Source organism: Thauera sp. DNT-1 (assembly GCF_055393985.1).
The window spans coordinates 1514221-1529462 of sequence record NZ_AP043752.1; the positions used below are offsets into that span (position 1 = coordinate 1514221).

The 15242-nt window shown below is 68.8% G+C and carries 12 protein-coding genes; all 12 read right to left on the bottom strand.

The genetic code is table 11. From position 1 onward, the window contains the following. Nucleotides 1-5: 5 nt before the first annotated feature. Nucleotides 6-3077, bottom strand: a complete 3072-nt coding sequence (locus ACZ5PP_RS07035) for a motility hub landmark protein FimV (protein ID WP_464826916.1) — start codon at nt 3075-3077, stop codon at nt 6-8. A gap of 206 nt (nt 3078-3283) precedes the next feature. After that, nucleotides 3284-4417: an aspartate-semialdehyde dehydrogenase gene (asd, locus tag ACZ5PP_RS07040; protein WP_004265800.1), complete on the bottom strand. Its 1134-nt coding sequence runs from the start codon at nt 4415-4417 to the stop codon at nt 3284-3286. 54 nt (nt 4418-4471) lie between these two features. Continuing rightward, the gene (leuB, locus tag ACZ5PP_RS07045; protein ID WP_004265802.1) at nt 4472-5536 is read right to left on the bottom strand and encodes a 3-isopropylmalate dehydrogenase; all 1065 of its coding nucleotides are present in this window, start codon (nt 5534-5536) and stop codon (nt 4472-4474) included. A 36-nt stretch (nt 5537-5572) separates the two neighbouring features. Next, nucleotides 5573-6211, bottom strand: coding sequence for a 3-isopropylmalate dehydratase small subunit (gene leuD / locus ACZ5PP_RS07050; protein ID WP_004265805.1), 639 nt, complete (start codon nt 6209-6211; stop codon nt 5573-5575). After that, entirely contained in the window at nt 6211-6339 is a 129-nt protein-coding gene (locus ACZ5PP_RS07055) for an entericidin A/B family lipoprotein (RefSeq protein WP_004265808.1), read from the bottom strand. Before ACZ5PP_RS07055 ends, leuD begins: the two co-directional genes overlap by 1 nt. Before the next feature lie 28 nt (nt 6340-6367). Continuing rightward, on the bottom strand, nt 6368-7774 hold the full coding sequence (gene leuC, locus ACZ5PP_RS07060) for a 3-isopropylmalate dehydratase large subunit (protein WP_464826917.1): 1407 nt from the start codon (nt 7772-7774) through the stop codon (nt 6368-6370). 76 nt (nt 7775-7850) lie between these two features. Beyond that, complete coding sequence (locus tag ACZ5PP_RS07065) at nt 7851-8666, bottom strand: M48 family metallopeptidase (RefSeq protein ID WP_004265813.1); 816 nt, start codon at nt 8664-8666, stop codon at nt 7851-7853. A 7-nt stretch (nt 8667-8673) separates the two neighbouring features. Then, nucleotides 8674-9843, bottom strand: coding sequence for an MFS transporter (locus ACZ5PP_RS07070; protein WP_004265815.1), 1170 nt, complete (start codon nt 9841-9843; stop codon nt 8674-8676). Between the two features lie 87 nt (nt 9844-9930). Next, nucleotides 9931-11061, bottom strand: a complete 1131-nt coding sequence (gene aroC, locus ACZ5PP_RS07075) for a chorismate synthase (protein ID WP_004265816.1) — start codon at nt 11059-11061, stop codon at nt 9931-9933. A gap of 95 nt (nt 11062-11156) precedes the next feature. Further along, the gene (gene ilvN / locus ACZ5PP_RS07080) at nt 11157-11474 is read right to left on the bottom strand and encodes an acetolactate synthase small subunit (RefSeq protein WP_004265834.1); all 318 of its coding nucleotides are present in this window, start codon (nt 11472-11474) and stop codon (nt 11157-11159) included. Further along, the gene (gene ilvB / locus ACZ5PP_RS07085; protein ID WP_012585806.1) at nt 11474-13141 is read right to left on the bottom strand and encodes an acetolactate synthase large subunit; all 1668 of its coding nucleotides are present in this window, start codon (nt 13139-13141) and stop codon (nt 11474-11476) included. The genes ilvN and ilvB overlap by 1 nt, the downstream gene beginning before the upstream one ends. A gap of 299 nt (nt 13142-13440) precedes the next feature. Next, a complete protein-coding gene (locus tag ACZ5PP_RS07090) occupies nt 13441-15102 on the bottom strand; it encodes a long-chain-fatty-acid--CoA ligase (protein WP_273422497.1) in 1662 nt (553 codons plus the stop codon). Nucleotides 15103-15242 lie beyond the last annotated feature (140 nt).

Consider the following 15242-nt stretch of genomic DNA (forward strand, 5'->3'; position numbering starts at 1 on the left):
GGCGTTCAGCCCAGGCGCGCGATCATATCGCGGGCCGTGGTCTGCTGTCGCGGCGTCCCCTCGGCGACCACTTCCTCGAGCAATTCGAGCGCACCTTCCTTGTCGCCCATCTCCTCGTAGGCGCGGGCCAGTTCGAGCTTGGTCTCGGCCTCCTCGTTCATCGACCCCGGCGCTTCCGCGCCGCCTGCGGCCGGCTGGTCGAACTGGGTGTCGGCCACCGAGAACGGCACCGCATCGAACGCGGCACCGGCTTCGGCGGGCAGCGCCTCGAGGTCGAGATCGATCGAGGTCAGGTCGAGCCCGGCCGGCACCGCGGCCTGGGTCGGGGTCGCCGGTGCGTCGAGCTCGAAGTCGAAGTCGAGCAGGCTGGAGTCGAAGGCGGTCTTCTCGAGGTCGACCACGGCCTCGTCGGCCGTGCCCGCAGGGGCCGCCGGCGGCGGCGCGAGCTCGTCGTCGAGCGTGCCGGTGGCGCTGACCACGGTCGCATCGAGATCGAAGGCCTCGCCGCCCGGAGCCTCCATGCCGGGGAGCTCGAAGTCGAGGTTGCTGATCGTGCCGGAGTCTTCCACCGAGATCGTCGGCGCGGAGGCGAACGCCTCGGGTGCGGATGCGGCTTCGATCGCGGCGGGGCTGGCCGGCTGCGGCTCGCGCGCCGCGGCCTCGAAGGGCTCGTCGGGCTCGCCGAGATCGAGGTCGAAGGTCAGACCGCCATCAGCGGCCGGCTCGGAAACGGGAATGAAAGCTGGGGCCGGGGGAGGCGGCTCCTCGTCCGCGGCTTCCAGGGTGAGATCGAACTCGCGACCGAGGCCGGGCGTGGTCGCCGACAGGTCGGGCATCGCGGTGGGCGTGTCATCCGCGAGGTCGAGCTCGAAGTCGAGCGCACCGGTGTCGAAGGGGATCTCGTCGGCCAGGGGCGCAGCCGGCGCCCCCTCTCCGGCTGGCTCGCCTGCCGGACCCTCACGCTCGCCCGAGGCGAACTTGTTCAGCTCTCCCGGCAATGTCCACGTGTCGCGCATCTGCGAGTGGCTGGGCTGCGCAGCGGCCGCCGCGGTGAAATCGAGCGAGGCCAGCTCCGGCCCGGTCGGTGCGGCCTCGGCTGCGGTCGCGACGGCGCCTGCGACAGCGACGCCCGCTGCCGCAGCGACCGTCGGCGCCACCGCGGGCTCGCCCTGCGGCGCGCGCTGCACACCCGTGTCGCCACGCTCCGCAGCGTAGAGCGGATTCTCCGGATCGAGCCGGCGCCCCAGCGCAGCAGCCTTCTCCCAGTCGCGCCCCTGGCCGCCGGAGCGTGCGAAAAGCTCGCTCGCCACGGTCTCGAACTGGCGCGTGCTGCGGCGCTGGGCATAGATCTCGAGCAGCTTGAGATGGATCGCGGCCCGGCCCGGATCGGCCTTGAGGGCATCCTGCAGGATTTCCTCTGCCTGCGCGTCACGGCCGTAGGCCATGTAGACGTCCGCCTCGGCCACCGGGTCCACGCCCTCGTCGGTATCGATCGAGGACAGCCCGGAATGGCTGAAGTCGGTGTGCATGATGCTGGTGGCACCGGTATCGACGCTCTGGCCGCCGGTGCCCGCGAACACGCTCTGGCCGCTGCTGCCCACCGAGGCGGCACCGAGGGCGGCCTCGGCAGCACGGATCTCTTCTTCCTTGCGGCGCTGGCGCGCCTTCAGGCCTGCGTAGGCGAGCAACAGCGCGAGGATGCCACCACCGCCGTAGAGCAGGGTCGGATCCTCCATCAGGGTATCGACGAAGCCGGGTGCGGCTGCGGGCTCGACTGCCGCGGCCGGCGCGGCGGGCGGCTTGGGCGCGGGCGCCGGAGCCGGCGCAGGCGCCGACACCGGAGGCGCGGCCGGCGCAGGCGCCGGGGCGGATTCGGCCACAGGGCCCGGCACGGCCGCAGGGGCCGGTGGTGCCTTGGCCGCCTCGACTGGCGGGGTCACGACGGGTGCTTCGGCCGCCGCCACGCTCTGGGCGGGCGCGCCGGACGAGGCCTGCAACTGGCCCATGGTGCCGCTCTGCACCTCGAGCAGGCGCTGCAGGTCGCGAATGCTGCGCTCGAGCCGGACAAGACGCTCGTTGGCCTCCTCGAGCGCCTTCGAACGCGTGGTGAGTTCTTCTTCCAGCACCTGCAGGCGCGCCTCTCCGCCCGCGTCCGCACCGGTGTCGCTGCGCGAGACCGTCACCTTGTCGCCCGCCTCGGTCGCCGCGGCGGGCTCCTGGACGCGCGGCACGATACGTCCGCCGCTCTCCTGTACAGCGGCGGGTTCGGGCGCGCGTGCCGCGACCGAAGTCGCGAGGCCGCGCCGGTAGGCGTCGAAGTCGGCGGCCTGGGCGCGGATCTCGCGGCGCGCCTCGCCGGCGTCGATGGCGCGCACGGCATCGGCGCCGGGGACATTGAGGACCGTTCCGGCGCGTAAACGGTTGATGTTGCCGCCGTCGAAGGCCTGGGGGTTCGCGCGCAGCAGCGCGATCAGCATCTGGTCGAGCGTGGTGCCGGGGTGCGCATTCGCGCTCGCGATGCGGTGCATGGTGTCGCCGCGCCGCACCGTCCAGGTGTCGGCGGGCGCGGGTGCGACGGGCGCGGCACGCATCGGCGCGGGCGCCGCCACGGCGGCGCGTGGCGCGCCGCGCACGGGCCGCGCCGCTGGAGTCTCGATCGCCGCCGCAAGCGGTCGCGGGGCGGAGAGCTCGACCGGATCGAGCAGGAAGGTGTATTCGCGCACCAGATTGCCGCCCGCCCAGTCGAGCTCGACGAGCAGGTCGACGAAGGGATCGTTGATCGGCCGGTCGCTGGTGAGACGGACGACGGGACGCGCGGCGCGCGTATCCACGCTGACGCGGATCGTGCTCACCGCGGAGCCGTAGCTCAGGTTCGCACGCCGGAACGCGTCTGCCGAGGCGATGCGGGCGCTCAGCGACTGCAGTTCCTGCGCGCTGGCGGAGATCTGGATCTCGGCGCGCAGCGGCTGACCCAATCCGCTGAGGACGTTGATCTGACCGAGCCCGGCCGCCTGCACGGACAGCGGAAGCGCGGCGATGGAGAGGGCGAGCAGGGAAGCCCGGACCGATTTTGTCATTTTGGATCTCAAAACTCGTTCCCCCGCAACGGAGCATCACGGTCGATTTCACCGCGTCTGGCCTAGGAATCTAGCATTTCCCGGCTTGCATCGCATTAGCCGGGCCTGATTCGTACCCGTCCGGTGTGAAGAAATACCGCCTTTCGACACGAGTTCGCAACAAAAAGGGGGGCTTTCGCCCCCCTTGCCAGACTGCCGCGAAACGCTCAGCGCTCGAGCAGGATGCGCAGCATGCGGCGCAGCGGCTCGGCCGCCCCCCACAGCAGCTGGTCGCCGACGGTGAAGGCGCCGAGGTACTCGGGACCCATCGCCATCTTGTGCAGGCGGCCGACCGGGACGGTGAGCGTGCCGGTGACGGCGGTCGGCGTGAGCTCGCGCTCGGTGATCTCGCGGTCGTTGGGCACCACCTTCACCCACGGGTTGGCACCGGCGATGATCTCGGTGATCTCGTCGAGCGGTACGTCCTTCTTGAGCTTGATGGTGAGCGCCTGCGAGTGGCAGCGCATCGCCCCGATGCGCACGCACAGGCCGTCGATCGGGATCGAGCCCGGGGTGCGGAAGGCCGGGTTGCCGAGGATCTTGTTGCACTCGGCGCCGCCCTTCCATTCTTCCTTGCTCTGGCCGTGCTCGACCGGGACGTCGATCCACGGGATGAGGCTGCCGGCGAGCGGGGTGTTGCGGAAGTTCTTCTTCGGGAAGGCGTCCGAGCGCATGGTTTCGGCAACCTTGCGGTCGATCTCGAGGATGGCCGAGGCCGGGTCGGCGAGCAGGTCCTTGACCGAGTCGTGGATGGTGCCCATCTGGCTGATGAGTTCGCGCATGTTCTGCGCGCCGGCGCCCGAGGCCGCCTGGTAGGTCATCGCCGAGATCCACTCCACCAGGCCGTGCCTGAACAGGCCGCCCAGGCCCATCAGCATCAGCGACACGGTGCAGTTGCCGCCGATCCAGTTGCGCCCGCCCTTGGCGAGCGCGGCATCGATGACGTTGCGGTTGACCGGGTCGAGGATGATCACCGCGTCGTCGTTCATGCGCAGCGCCGAGGCGGCGTCGATCCAGTGGCCGTTCCAGCCGGTGGCGCGCAGCTTGGGGAAGACTTCCTTGGTGTAGTCGCCGCCTTGGCAGGTGATCACGATATCGCAGGACTTCAGCGCGTCGATGTTGCTGGCGTCCTGCAGCGGCGCGGCCGCTTCCTTGCCGCCGAAGGACGGCGCCTTGCCGCCGGCGTTCGAGGTGGAAAAATAAACCGGCTCGATGAAGGCAAAGTCGCCCTCCTCCACCATCCGCTGCATCAGCACGGAACCGACCATGCCACGCCAGCCAACCAGACCGACTCGATTCATGTTCATCACTCTCAACAAAAACGTTCTTCGAAAAAGCCTTGCCAGCGCGCGAGCTTACAGCGCTGCGAGCACGGCGTCGCCCATCTCGCGGGTGCCGACGCGCTTCGTGCCCGGCTCGTAGATGTCGCCGGTACGATAGCCCTGGGCCAGCACCTTCTTGACCGCGCGCTCGATGCGCTGGGCAGCGGCCTCCTGATTGAAGGTATAGCGCAGCATCATCGCCGCCGACAGGATGGTGGCGAGCGGGTTGGCGAGATCCTTGCCGGCGATGTCGGGCGCGGAGCCGTGCGAGGGCTCGTACATGCCCTTGTTGTCGGCGTTGAGCGAGGCCGAAGGCAGCATGCCGATCGAGCCGGTGAGCATCGAGGCCTCGTCGGACAGGATGTCGCCGAACATGTTGCCGGTGACCATCACGTCGAACTGCTTGGGGTTGCGCACCAACTGCATCGCGGCGTTGTCGACCAGCATGTGGGTGAGCTCGACCTCGGGGAACTCCTTGCTCACCTCGATCGCGATGTCGCGCCACAGCTGGGTGGTCTCGAGCACGTTCATCTTGTCGACCGAGCACAGGCGCTTGCCGCGCTTCATCGCGGCCTCGAAGGCCACGCGCAGGATGCGGCGGATCTCGTACTCGGCATAGATCATGGTGTTCCAGCCGACGCGCTGCGATTCGCCATTGACCTCGCGCAGCTCGATGCCGCGCGGCTGGCCGAAGTAGATGTCGCCGGTCAGTTCGCGCACGATCAGGATGTCCAGGCCGGCGACGATCTCGGGCTTGAGCGTCGAGGCGTTGGCCAGTTCCGGATACAGGATCGCGGGGCGCAGGTTGGCGAACAGGGCCAGCTCCTTGCGGATGCCGAGCAGACCGAGCTCGGGGCGCTGGTTGCGCGGGTGGCTGTCCCACTTCGGGCCGCCGACCGCGCCGAGCAGGATGGCGTCGGCTGCGCGCGCCAGTTGGAGGGTGGCCTCGGGCAGCGGATTGCCGGTGGCATCCACAGCGCAGCCGCCCACCAGGGCCTCTTCCATCTCGAACTGGAGATCGAGCGCGTTCAGCACGCGCACGGCCTGCGCCATGATCTCGGGGCCGATGCCGTCACCCGGCAGCACGCAAATCTTCATCGGATCGTTTTCCTCGGTTCGGTGAGCCAGGCCGGCTCAGGCAAAGTAATAAGGGTGTTGGGCGCGGCGCTGCTCTTCAAAGGCGCGGATCTTGTCGGCGTGGCGCAGCGTGAGGCCGATGTCGTCCCAGCCGTTGAGCAGGCATTCCTTGCGGAAGGGGTCGATGTCGAAGGCGATCGACTTGCCGTCCGGGCGGGTGATCGTCTGCGCGGCGAGGTCGACCTTCAGGCGGTAGCCCTCGCTGGCCTCGCACTGGCGGAACAGCTCGTCGACCTCTGCGGCATCCAGCTTGATCGGCAGCAGGCCGTTCTTGAAGCTGTTGTTGAAGAAGATGTCGGCGAAGCTCGGCCCGATCAGCACGCGAAAGCCGTAGTCCTCGAGCGCCCACGGCGCGTGCTCGCGCGAGCTGCCGCAACCGAAGTTGTCGCGGGTGAGGAGGATCTGCGCGCCCTGGTAGCGCGCCTGGTTGAGCACGAAGTCGGGGTTGAGCGGACGCTTGCTGTTGTCCGCGCCGGGCTGGCCGACGTCGAGGTAGCGCCACTCGTCGAAGGCGTTGGGGCCGAAGCCGCTGCGCTTGATCGACTTGAGGAACTGCTTGGGGATGATCGCGTCGGTATCGACGTTGGCGCGGTCGAGCGGCGCGACCAGCCCGTCGAGCTGGGTAAACGGCTTCATTATTTGACTGCCCTCTGGATGGCCTCGCCACCCCTTTCGATGTCCTTGCCGACGCCCTGCACCGTGTTGCAAGCCATGGAGACGAAGCCGGCGACGAGCGCCGCGGCGATCAGTGCGAGTTTCTTCATTGCCTTCTCCTCTGTCCGGAACGCCCGCTCAGAGCGCGCGCACGTCGGTGAAGCGGCCGGTGACCGCGGCGGCCGCGGCCATCGCCGGGCTGACCAGGTGGGTGCGCCCGCCCGCGCCCTGGCGGCCCTCGAAGTTGCGGTTCGAGGTCGAGGCGCAGCGCTCGCCTGGCTCGAGGCGGTCGGCGTTCATCGCCAGGCACATCGAACAGCCCGGCTCGCGCCACTCGAAGCCGGCGGCGAGGAAGATCTCGTGCAGGCCCTCCGCCTCGGCCTGGCGCTTGACCAGGCCGGAGCCCGGCACCACCAGCACGCGCTTGACGCTGGCGGCCTTGCTGCGGCCCTTGGCCACCGCGGCAGCCTCACGCAAATCCTCGATGCGCGAGTTGGTGCACGAGCCGATGAAGACCTGGTCGACCGGGATGTCGGTGATCGGGGTGTTGGCCGTGAGGCCCATGTACTTGAGCGCGCGCTCGATGCCCTCGCGGCGCACCGGGTCGGTGACGGCGGCGGGATCGGGCACACGGCCGTCGACCGTGGTGACCATCTCGGGCGAGGTGCCCCAGGTGACCTGCGGCAGGATGTCTTCGGCCTTGAGTTCGATGATCTTGTCGAACTCGGCGCCCTCGTCGCTGTGCAGGCTGCGCCAGTAGTCGACCGCCTGCTCCCACTGCGCGCCCTTGGGCGAGAAGGGGCGATCCTTCAGGTATTCGATGGTGGTCTCGTCCACGCCGACCAGCCCGGCGCGCGCGCCCGCCTCGATCGCCATGTTGCAGATCGTCATGCGGCCTTCCATCGACAGCGCGCGGATGGCGCTGCCGCCGAACTCCATCGCGTAGCCGGTGCCGCCGGCGGTGCCGATCCTGCCGATGATGGCGAGCACCACGTCCTTGGCGGTGACGCCGCGGCCGAGCCGGCCGTCGACGCGGATGAGCAGGGTCCTGGACTTCTTCTGCAGCAGGCATTGGGTGGCGAGCACGTGCTCGACCTCGGAGGTGCCGATGCCGTGCGCAAGGCAGCCGAAGGCGCCGTGCGTGGAGGTGTGGGAGTCGCCGCAGACGACGGTCATGCCGGGCAGCGTGGCGCCGTTCTCCGGGCCGATGACATGCACGATGCCCTGGCGCGCGTCCTTGAACGGGAAATAGGCGAGCGAGCCGACCTCGCGGATGTTGGCGTCCAGCGTCTCGACCTGCTGGCGCGACACCGGGTCCTGGATGCCCAGATCCCAGTGGTCGGTGGGCGTGTTGTGGTCGGCGGTGGCGACGATGGAGCCGATGCGCCAGGGCTTGCGCCCGGCGAGCTTGAGGCCTTCGAAGGCCTGCGGGCTGGTCACTTCGTGCACCAGGTGGCGATCGATGTAGATCAGCGCCGTGCCGTCGGCCTCCTCGTGGACCACGTGGCTGGACCAGAGCTTTTCATACAGCGTTTGAGCTTTCATCCCGGAGTGTTCCGCGTCTGAAAAAGGAATCGATTATTTCACAAAGCCTGCAAAACTGTGTAGGCACGCCCCGCCCTCAGCGCCGCGCGCCCTCGTAGAGCGGGATCACGCGTGCGGCGTACTCTGCCAGGTCGCGCTGCCGCGTCGCATGCGAGGGGTGGGTGGACAGCCACTGCGGCGGCGCGCCGGCCGACTGTCCGGCCATCTTGTTCCACAGCGTCACCGCGGCACGCGGATCGTAGCCGGCGCGTGCGGCGAGTTCCACGCCCATGCGGTCCGCCTCGGTCTCGTGCTCGCGCGAGTTGGGCAGCTCGAAGGTCACCTTGGCAACCTGGCCCATGAGGTCCTGGCCGAGCTGGCCGACGCCGAGCAGGGCGCCCGCGACCGAGATGCCCAGCCCGGTCGCCATCGACTTCGACACCCGCTCGCGCGCGTGCTCACGCAGCGCATGCGCGATCTCGTGGCCCATCACCGCGGCGATCTCGTCGTCGGTGAGCGCGAGGCGCTCGATCAGCCCCGTGTAGATCGCCATCTTGCCGCCGGCCATGCACCAGGCGTTGAGCTCGCTCGAGCTGAACACATGCACCTCCCAGGACCACGACGGGGCATCGGTGCGGAAGGCGCCGGTCTGCGCGGCGAGCCGCGAGACGATGCGGCGCACGCGCTGCACGGTGGCGGGGTCGCGATCGAGCGCGTTCTTGCTCCGCGCCTCGGCGACCATCTGCTGGTACTGCTGGTTCGAGGCCTGTTCGACCTCCTGCGCCGAGACCATCATCAGCTGCGAGCGCTGCACGCCGACCGCGCCGCCGTGCGTGGTCTGCACGGTCTGGCAGGCGGTGGCGATGGTGCCGGCGAGCAGCACCGGCAGGGCGATCTTGAAGATGGATTGCATGGGTCGATTACCTCCTCGGTTCGTGGAGTGCGTGCGCGGGGCGGGGTTCCCCTTTCCAGCCCAGCAGCAACCAGAGCAGGCCGGCGAGCGCGAAGCCGGAGCCGATCGTATACGTCCACGCCGGCCCGATGCCCTCCCAGGTGTAACCGCTCAGCAAGCCGCCCAGCATGCCGCCGGCACCGAAGGAGATGCTGCCGTAGAGCGCCTGGCCGCGCGACTGCAGGCGGCCCGGAAACCACTCGTTGACCACCGCGATCGCCGCGGCGTGGTAGGCGCCGAAGGTGGCGCCGTGCAGAACCTGGGCGAGCAGCAGCAGCGCCAGGCTGTGCGCGCCCCAGCCGATCATCAGGAAGCGCGCCACCGCGCAGGCGAAGGAGAACAGCAGGATCGCACGCAGCGAAAAGCGCACCGAGATGCGCGGCATCCACATGAAGACCCCGATCTCGGCGAGCACCCCCAGCGTCCACATCCAGCCCACCACGCCCTTGTCGTAACCCATGCCGACCAGGTGGATCGAATAGAACACGTAGAGCGCGCCGTGTGCCGCCGACATCAGGAAGCAGGCGCCGAGCAGGGCACGCACCTCGGGACGGCGCAGGGTGTCGCCAAAGCTCGCGGCGTCGCGCTGCAGCGGCGGGCGCGGCGCCTCGGGGACGATGAAGCTGCACAGCACGATGCCGACGAGGATGGACATGGTGATCCACAGCACCGCCTCGATCGGCAGGCGGTCGAGCGAATGCCCGAGCGCGAGCACGGCGACGATGAAGCCGACCGAGCCCCACACGCGGATGCGGCCATAGCGGTGCGAAGCCTCGCCGAGGTGGGCGAAGGCGAGACCCTCGATCAGCGGCAGCACCGCGCTCCAGAAGAAGGCCATCAGCGCCATCGCGGCGAACAGCCCGGCGAACTCGGTGGTCAGGAAGAACACCGAGAAGCCCGCCAGGCTGGCGAGCGCCGACAGACGCACGATCGCGATGCGCATCCCCAGGCGTTCCGCCAGCCAGCCCCACAGGTTGGGAGCCAGCACGCGCATCAGCTGCATCAGCGACATCAGCAGCGCGATGTCGGTGGCCGACAGCGCGATCGACTGCAGGTAGAGCGTGAAGTAGGGCGAGAACGCGCCGACGAAGGCGAAGTAGAAGAAGTAGTACGCCGACAGGCGCCAGTAGGGAATCATCGCGCCCACTCCGGGTACGCGCGCTCACCCCCTCCAGCCCCTGCGTCCGGGCGGCGCCCCGCACCGCCCCGCCCTGCCCGCATCGCCTCAGCGCGGCGAAGGCAGGCGCTGGCTCCCTGCGGGCGCGAGCGCCGGGATGCGCGGGGTGTCGGTGCGCACGTCGCCGCACTGCGCGCGATGGCGCAGCGCGTGGTCGATCAGCACCAGTGCGAGCATGGATTCGGCGATCGGCGTCGCGCGGATGCCCACGCAGGGGTCGTGGCGACCCTCGGTGGCGACCATGACGGGATTGCCTGCGCGGTCGATCGAGCGACGCTCGAGGCGGATGCTCGAGGTCGGCTTGATCGCGATGCTGGCGAGAATGTCCTGTCCGGTGGAGATGCCACCGAGCACGCCGCCCGCATGATTGGACAGGAAGCCCGCGGGCGTCATCTCGTCGCCGTGCTCGGTGCCGCGCTGCGCGACCGACTTGAACCCGGCGCCGATCTCCACGCCCTTGACCGCGTTGATGCCCATCATCGCGTAGGCGATGTCGGCATCGAGCCGCCCGTACACCGGCTCGCCCCAGCCGACCGGGACGCCGCTGGCGACCACGTCGATGCGCGCGCCGATCGAGTCGCCCGACTTGCGCAGCGCGTCCATGAAGGCCTCGAGCTCGGGCACGATCGCGGCGTTGGGCGCGAAGAAGGGGTTGCCGTCGACCTCGTCCCAGGACACGAAGGGAATCTCGATCGGGCCGAGCGCACCCATGCAGGCGCGGATGACGATGCCGTGGCGCTCCTTCAGCCACTTCTTCGCGATCGCACCGGCCGCCACCCGCACCGCGGTCTCGCGCGCCGACGAGCGCCCGCCGCCACGATGGTCGCGCAGGCCGTACTTCTGCAGGTAGGCGTAGTCGGCGTGGCCGGGGCGGAAGGTGTCGGCGATGTTGCCGTAGTCCTTGCTGCGCTGGTCCTGGTTGCGGATCAGCAGCGAGATTGGGGTGCCGGTGGTGACGCCCTCGAACACGCCGGAGAGGATCTCGACGGTGTCGGGCTCGCGGCGCTGGGTGACGTGGCGCGAGGTGCCCGGCTTGCGGCGGTCGAGCTCGGCCTGGATGTCTGCCTCGCAGATCGCCAGTCCCGGCGGGCAGCCATCGACGATGCAGCCGATCGCCGGGCCGTGGGATTCCCCGAAGGAGGTGACGGTGAAGAGCGTGCCGAGGGTGTTGCCGGACATGGATTTCCTGCCTGATCGCGATGACGGAACGGGGACGGGTCGCGAGTCTAGCACGCGTGCCGTCCCCTTCTGCTTGGGCGCCGGAGCGCCGCCCCTCAGTGGAAGAAGCCCTCCAGGCGCTCGAAGACCTCGTGCTCGGCGCCATGCCGGCGCACATTGAGCACGTCCTCGAGCTTCTCGAGCTGGCGCACCATCTGCTCGAGGCGCTGGTCCTCGAACACCAGCAGCCAGATGCGCGAGCGCTTGCCGTCGGACACCGGCATGCACAGGATGCCCTCGACGTTGAACGCGCGACGCGCGAAGAGGTTGCAGATGTGGCTCATCACCCCGGGGTGGTTGTTCACATCCAGTTCCAGAACGACCTTGGCATAGCCGGCTTGCGGCAGCGGGTCGGAAACCTGTTCGATCATCATCAGCCTCCGATCATCTCGGTGTTGGCGGCACCCGGCGGCACCATGGGGTAGACGAATTGTTCGCGGTCGATCGTCGCGTGGATCAGGCACGGACCGGGGCGGTGCAGCGCCTCGGCGAGCGCGGCGCGCGGATTGTCGGCGAGATCGAGATCCACCGCCGGCACGCCGAAGCCCTCGGCGATCTTCACGAAGTCGGGCTCGGTGCGGTACTTCGAAGCGAACAGGCGCTGACCGTAGAACAGCGTCTGCTGCTGGTACACCAGGCCGAGCGCGTTGTTGTTCATCAGCACGATCTTGACGTTCAGACCCTCCTCGGCCAGCGTCGCAAGCTCCTGGATGTTCATCTTGAAACTGCCGTCGCCGGTGAAGCAGACCACGGTGCGCCCGGGCTCGGCGAGCGCGGCGCCGAGCGCGCTCGGCAGGCCGAAGCCCATCGTGCCCAGGCCGCCCGAGGTCAGCCACTGGCGCGGCCGGCGGAAGGGATAGGCCTGCGCCACCCACATCTGATGCTGGCCGACGTCGGTGGCGACGATGGCGCGGTCGTCGAGCGCGGCGGCGACCGCCTGGATGAGGCCGTAGTGGGTGCGCGGGTCGTCCTGGCCGGGGAACTGCATCGGGAAGCGCGTCTTCAGGCTGTCGACATGCGACAGCCAGCGCTTGCGCAGCGTCGCCTGCACGCGCGGCAGCAGCGCCTCGAGCGCGCACTTGACGTTGGCGTGGATGGCGACGTGGGCGTTCTTGATCTTGTGCAGCTCGGAGCGGTCGATGTCGATGTGGACGATCTTCGCGTTCGGGCAGAACTGCGCGGCGCGGCCGATCGCGCGGTCGTCGAAGCGTGCGCCCACGCACACCAGCACATCGGCCTCCTCGAGCACGAAGTTGGTGTAGCGCGCGCCGTGCATGCCGAGCATGCCGATCGACAGCGGGTGGTCCATCGGCATCGCACCGAGCGCCATCAGCGTCATCGTGGTGGGCAGGCCGGCCTGCTCGGCCAGCTGCACCGCCAGCGGCGCGGCGCCGGAGGCGACCACCCCGCCGCCGAGGTAGAGCACCGGCTGCTCGGCCTCGTTGATCATCTTCGCCGCCAGCTCCACCGCCGCCAGGTCGAGCTGCGGGGCCGGATCGGCGACCGCCGGGGCGGGAAACTCCGCGACGGCGACGAGCTGATTCTGCACGTCCTTGGGCACGTCGATCAGCACCGGGCCGGGACGGCCGGACATGGCGATGCGGAAGGCGTCCGGAATGACCTCGAGCAGCTCCTGCGCCGAGCGCACGAGGAAGTTGTGCTTGGTGATCGGCACCGTGATGCCATAGATGTCGACCTCCTGGAAGGCGTCGGTGCCGATCATCGCCTGCGGCACCTGCCCGGTGATGACGACCATCGGGATGGAATCCAGGCAGGCGTCGGCGATCGCGGTGACCAGGTTGGTCGCGCCCGGACCGCTCGAGGCGATGCACACCTGCGGCACGCCCGAGACGCGCGCCATGCCCTGGGCGATGAAGCCCGCGCCCTGCTCGTGGCGGGCGAGCACGTGGTGGATGTGCTCGCTGCCCGAGAGCGCATCGTAGAAGGGCAGGATCGCGCCGCCGGGAATGCCGGCGACGGTGCGCACGCCCTGGCGCTCGAGAAGGCGCACCATCAGTTGCGCGCCGGTCATTTGCATCATGTTGCTCTCCTTGGCTTCGGGTTCGACGGCCGGACCGGCGGGCACAAAAGCAAGACCCCCGCCGGGCTTGCGCGCCGACGGGGGTCTGGTATTCCTGATTCTCGAGTGTCCGGTCCCGTTACGTCGCGCGCATGCCTACGCCTACTACGCGTACTACAACGACCAGCGACAGGAGCGAGGGACGGCCGGAAACGGACATTGGAACGGATCTGCAAGAAAGCGTAAACAACGTGACGGCGAGTTTAATCACGAAAAGCTGCACTGCACAAGAAAATTTTCGCGTGCCGGACCGCGCGCGCTCACTTCGGCCGCAGCTCGCGGCGCAGGATCTTGCCGACGTTGCTCTTGGGCAGTTCGTCGCGGAACTCGACGTGGTGCGGCACCTTGTAGCCGGTGAGGTTCTCGCGGCAGAAGGCGATCAGGGCCTCGGCCGTCAGCTTCGGATCCTTGCGCACCACGAAGACCTTCACCGCCTCGCCGCTGCGCTCGTCGGGTACGCCGATCGCGGCGACCTCGAGCACGCCCGGATGAGCGGCGACCACGTCCTCGACCTCGTTCGGGTACACGTTGAAGCCGGACACCAGGATCATGTCCTTCTTGCGATCGACCAGGCGCACGAAGCCGCGCTCGTCGACGGTGGCGATGTCGCCCGTGCGCAGGAAACCGTCGTGCGTGAAGATGCGCGCGGTCTCCTCGGGGCGCTGCCAGTAGCCCGGCGTGACCTGCGGACCGCGCACGCAGAGCTCGCCGCGCTGGCCGAGCGGCACCTCATGCCCGGCATCGTCGCGGATGCTGATCTCGGTGGAGGACACCGGCAGGCCGATCGAATGGTTGAACTCGGCGAGATCGAGCGGGTTGATCGTCACCGCCGGCGAGGTCTCGGTGAGGCCGTAGGCCTCGACCAGAGACACTCCGGTGACCTTCTTCCACTTCTCGGCGACCACCTGCTGCACCGCCATGCCGCCGCCCAGGCTCACCCGCAGCGTGGAGAAGTCCAGCTTGGCGAACTCGGGGTTGTTGAGCAGTGCGTTGAACAGCGTGTTGACCCCGGTGATCGCGGTGAAGCGGTGCTGACCGAGCTCCTTGATGAAGCCCGGGATGTCGCGCGGGTTGGGGATCAGCACGTTCTTGGCGCCGATCTTCAGGAAGGTGAGGCAGTTCGCGGTGAGCGAGAAGATGTGGTAGAGCGGCAGCGCGGTGATGATGATTTCCTTGCCCTCGCCCACGTAGGGGGCGATCCACGCATGCGCCTGCTGCAGGTTGGCGATGACGTTGCGATGAGTGAGCATGGCCCCCTTGGCCACTCCGGTCGTGCCGCCGGTGTATTGCAGGAAGGCGACGTCCTCATGGCCCACCTGCGCCGGCTGCAGCTCGTGGGCAGCGCCGCGCTGCAAGGCCGTGGAAAAGCGCACGTGGCCGTCGAGCCGCCACGGCGGCACCAGCTTGCGCACCTTGCGCACGACGAAGTTCACGATCGCGCCCTTGACCAGGCCGAGCATCTCGCCCAGGCTGGTGACCACGATGTGGCGTATCGGCACCTGCGCCCGCACATGCTCGAGCGTGTGGGCGAAGTTCTCCAGGATCACGATGACCTCGGCGCCGGAGTCCTTCAACTGGTGCTCGAGCTCGCGCGCGGTGTAGAGCGGATTGACGTTGACCACCGTGTAGCCCGCGCGCAGCGTGCCGAAGAGCGCGATCGGGTACTGCAGCACGTTGGGCATCATCAGCGCGACGCGCGCACCGCGGGGCAGCTCCAGCGCGCCCTGCAGCCAGGCGCCGAAGCGCGCACTGAGCGCGTCGAGCTCCGCGTAGGTGATCGACTTGCCCATGCAGTGATAGGCGGTCTTGTCCGCATAGCGCGCCACGCTGCGCTCGAACAGGTCACCCAGGGAACGGAATTCGTCGACGTCGATTTCCGCCGGAATGCCCGGGGGGTAGCTCTTCAGCCAGATTTTTTCCATGGTCTCCTCCTTTTGCTGGAAATACCGCCGGAGCGCCGCGATGGCGCCCCGGCTCCGCCCTCCCAAGGCGTCGGACGGGCAAGCGGCCCTTCCGTTCATTCCAACCATGCCGCACCCGATCTTGGTGTGGGTGTCGACCG

What these genes read in the sequence shown, in the direction of transcription:
- ACZ5PP_RS07035 (WP_464826916.1), bottom strand. Translation starts at nt 3,077, where the DNA reads ATGACAAAATCGGTCCGGGCTTCCCTGCTCGCCCTCTCCATCGCCGCG.
- ACZ5PP_RS07070 (WP_004265815.1), bottom strand. Translation starts at nt 9,843, where the DNA reads ATGATTCCCTACTGGCGCCTGTCGGCGTACTACTTCTTCTACTTCGCC.
- ilvB (WP_012585806.1), bottom strand. Translation starts at nt 13,141, where the DNA reads ATGATGCAAATGACCGGCGCGCAACTGATGGTGCGCCTTCTCGAGCGC.
- ACZ5PP_RS07065 (WP_004265813.1), bottom strand. Translation starts at nt 8,666, where the DNA reads ATGCAATCCATCTTCAAGATCGCCCTGCCGGTGCTGCTCGCCGGCACC.
- leuB (WP_004265802.1), bottom strand. Translation starts at nt 5,536, where the DNA reads ATGAAGATTTGCGTGCTGCCGGGTGACGGCATCGGCCCCGAGATCATG.
- ilvN (WP_004265834.1), bottom strand. Translation starts at nt 11,474, where the DNA reads ATGATGATCGAACAGGTTTCCGACCCGCTGCCGCAAGCCGGCTATGCC.
- ACZ5PP_RS07055 (WP_004265808.1), bottom strand. Translation starts at nt 6,339, where the DNA reads ATGAAGAAACTCGCACTGATCGCCGCGGCGCTCGTCGCCGGCTTCGTC.
- aroC (WP_004265816.1), bottom strand. Translation starts at nt 11,061, where the DNA reads ATGTCCGGCAACACCCTCGGCACGCTCTTCACCGTCACCTCCTTCGGG.
- ACZ5PP_RS07090 (WP_273422497.1), bottom strand. Translation starts at nt 15,102, where the DNA reads ATGGAAAAAATCTGGCTGAAGAGCTACCCCCCGGGCATTCCGGCGGAA.
- asd (WP_004265800.1), bottom strand. Translation starts at nt 4,417, where the DNA reads ATGAATCGAGTCGGTCTGGTTGGCTGGCGTGGCATGGTCGGTTCCGTG.
- leuC (WP_464826917.1), bottom strand. Translation starts at nt 7,774, where the DNA reads ATGAAAGCTCAAACGCTGTATGAAAAGCTCTGGTCCAGCCACGTGGTC.
- leuD (WP_004265805.1), bottom strand. Translation starts at nt 6,211, where the DNA reads ATGAAGCCGTTTACCCAGCTCGACGGGCTGGTCGCGCCGCTCGACCGC.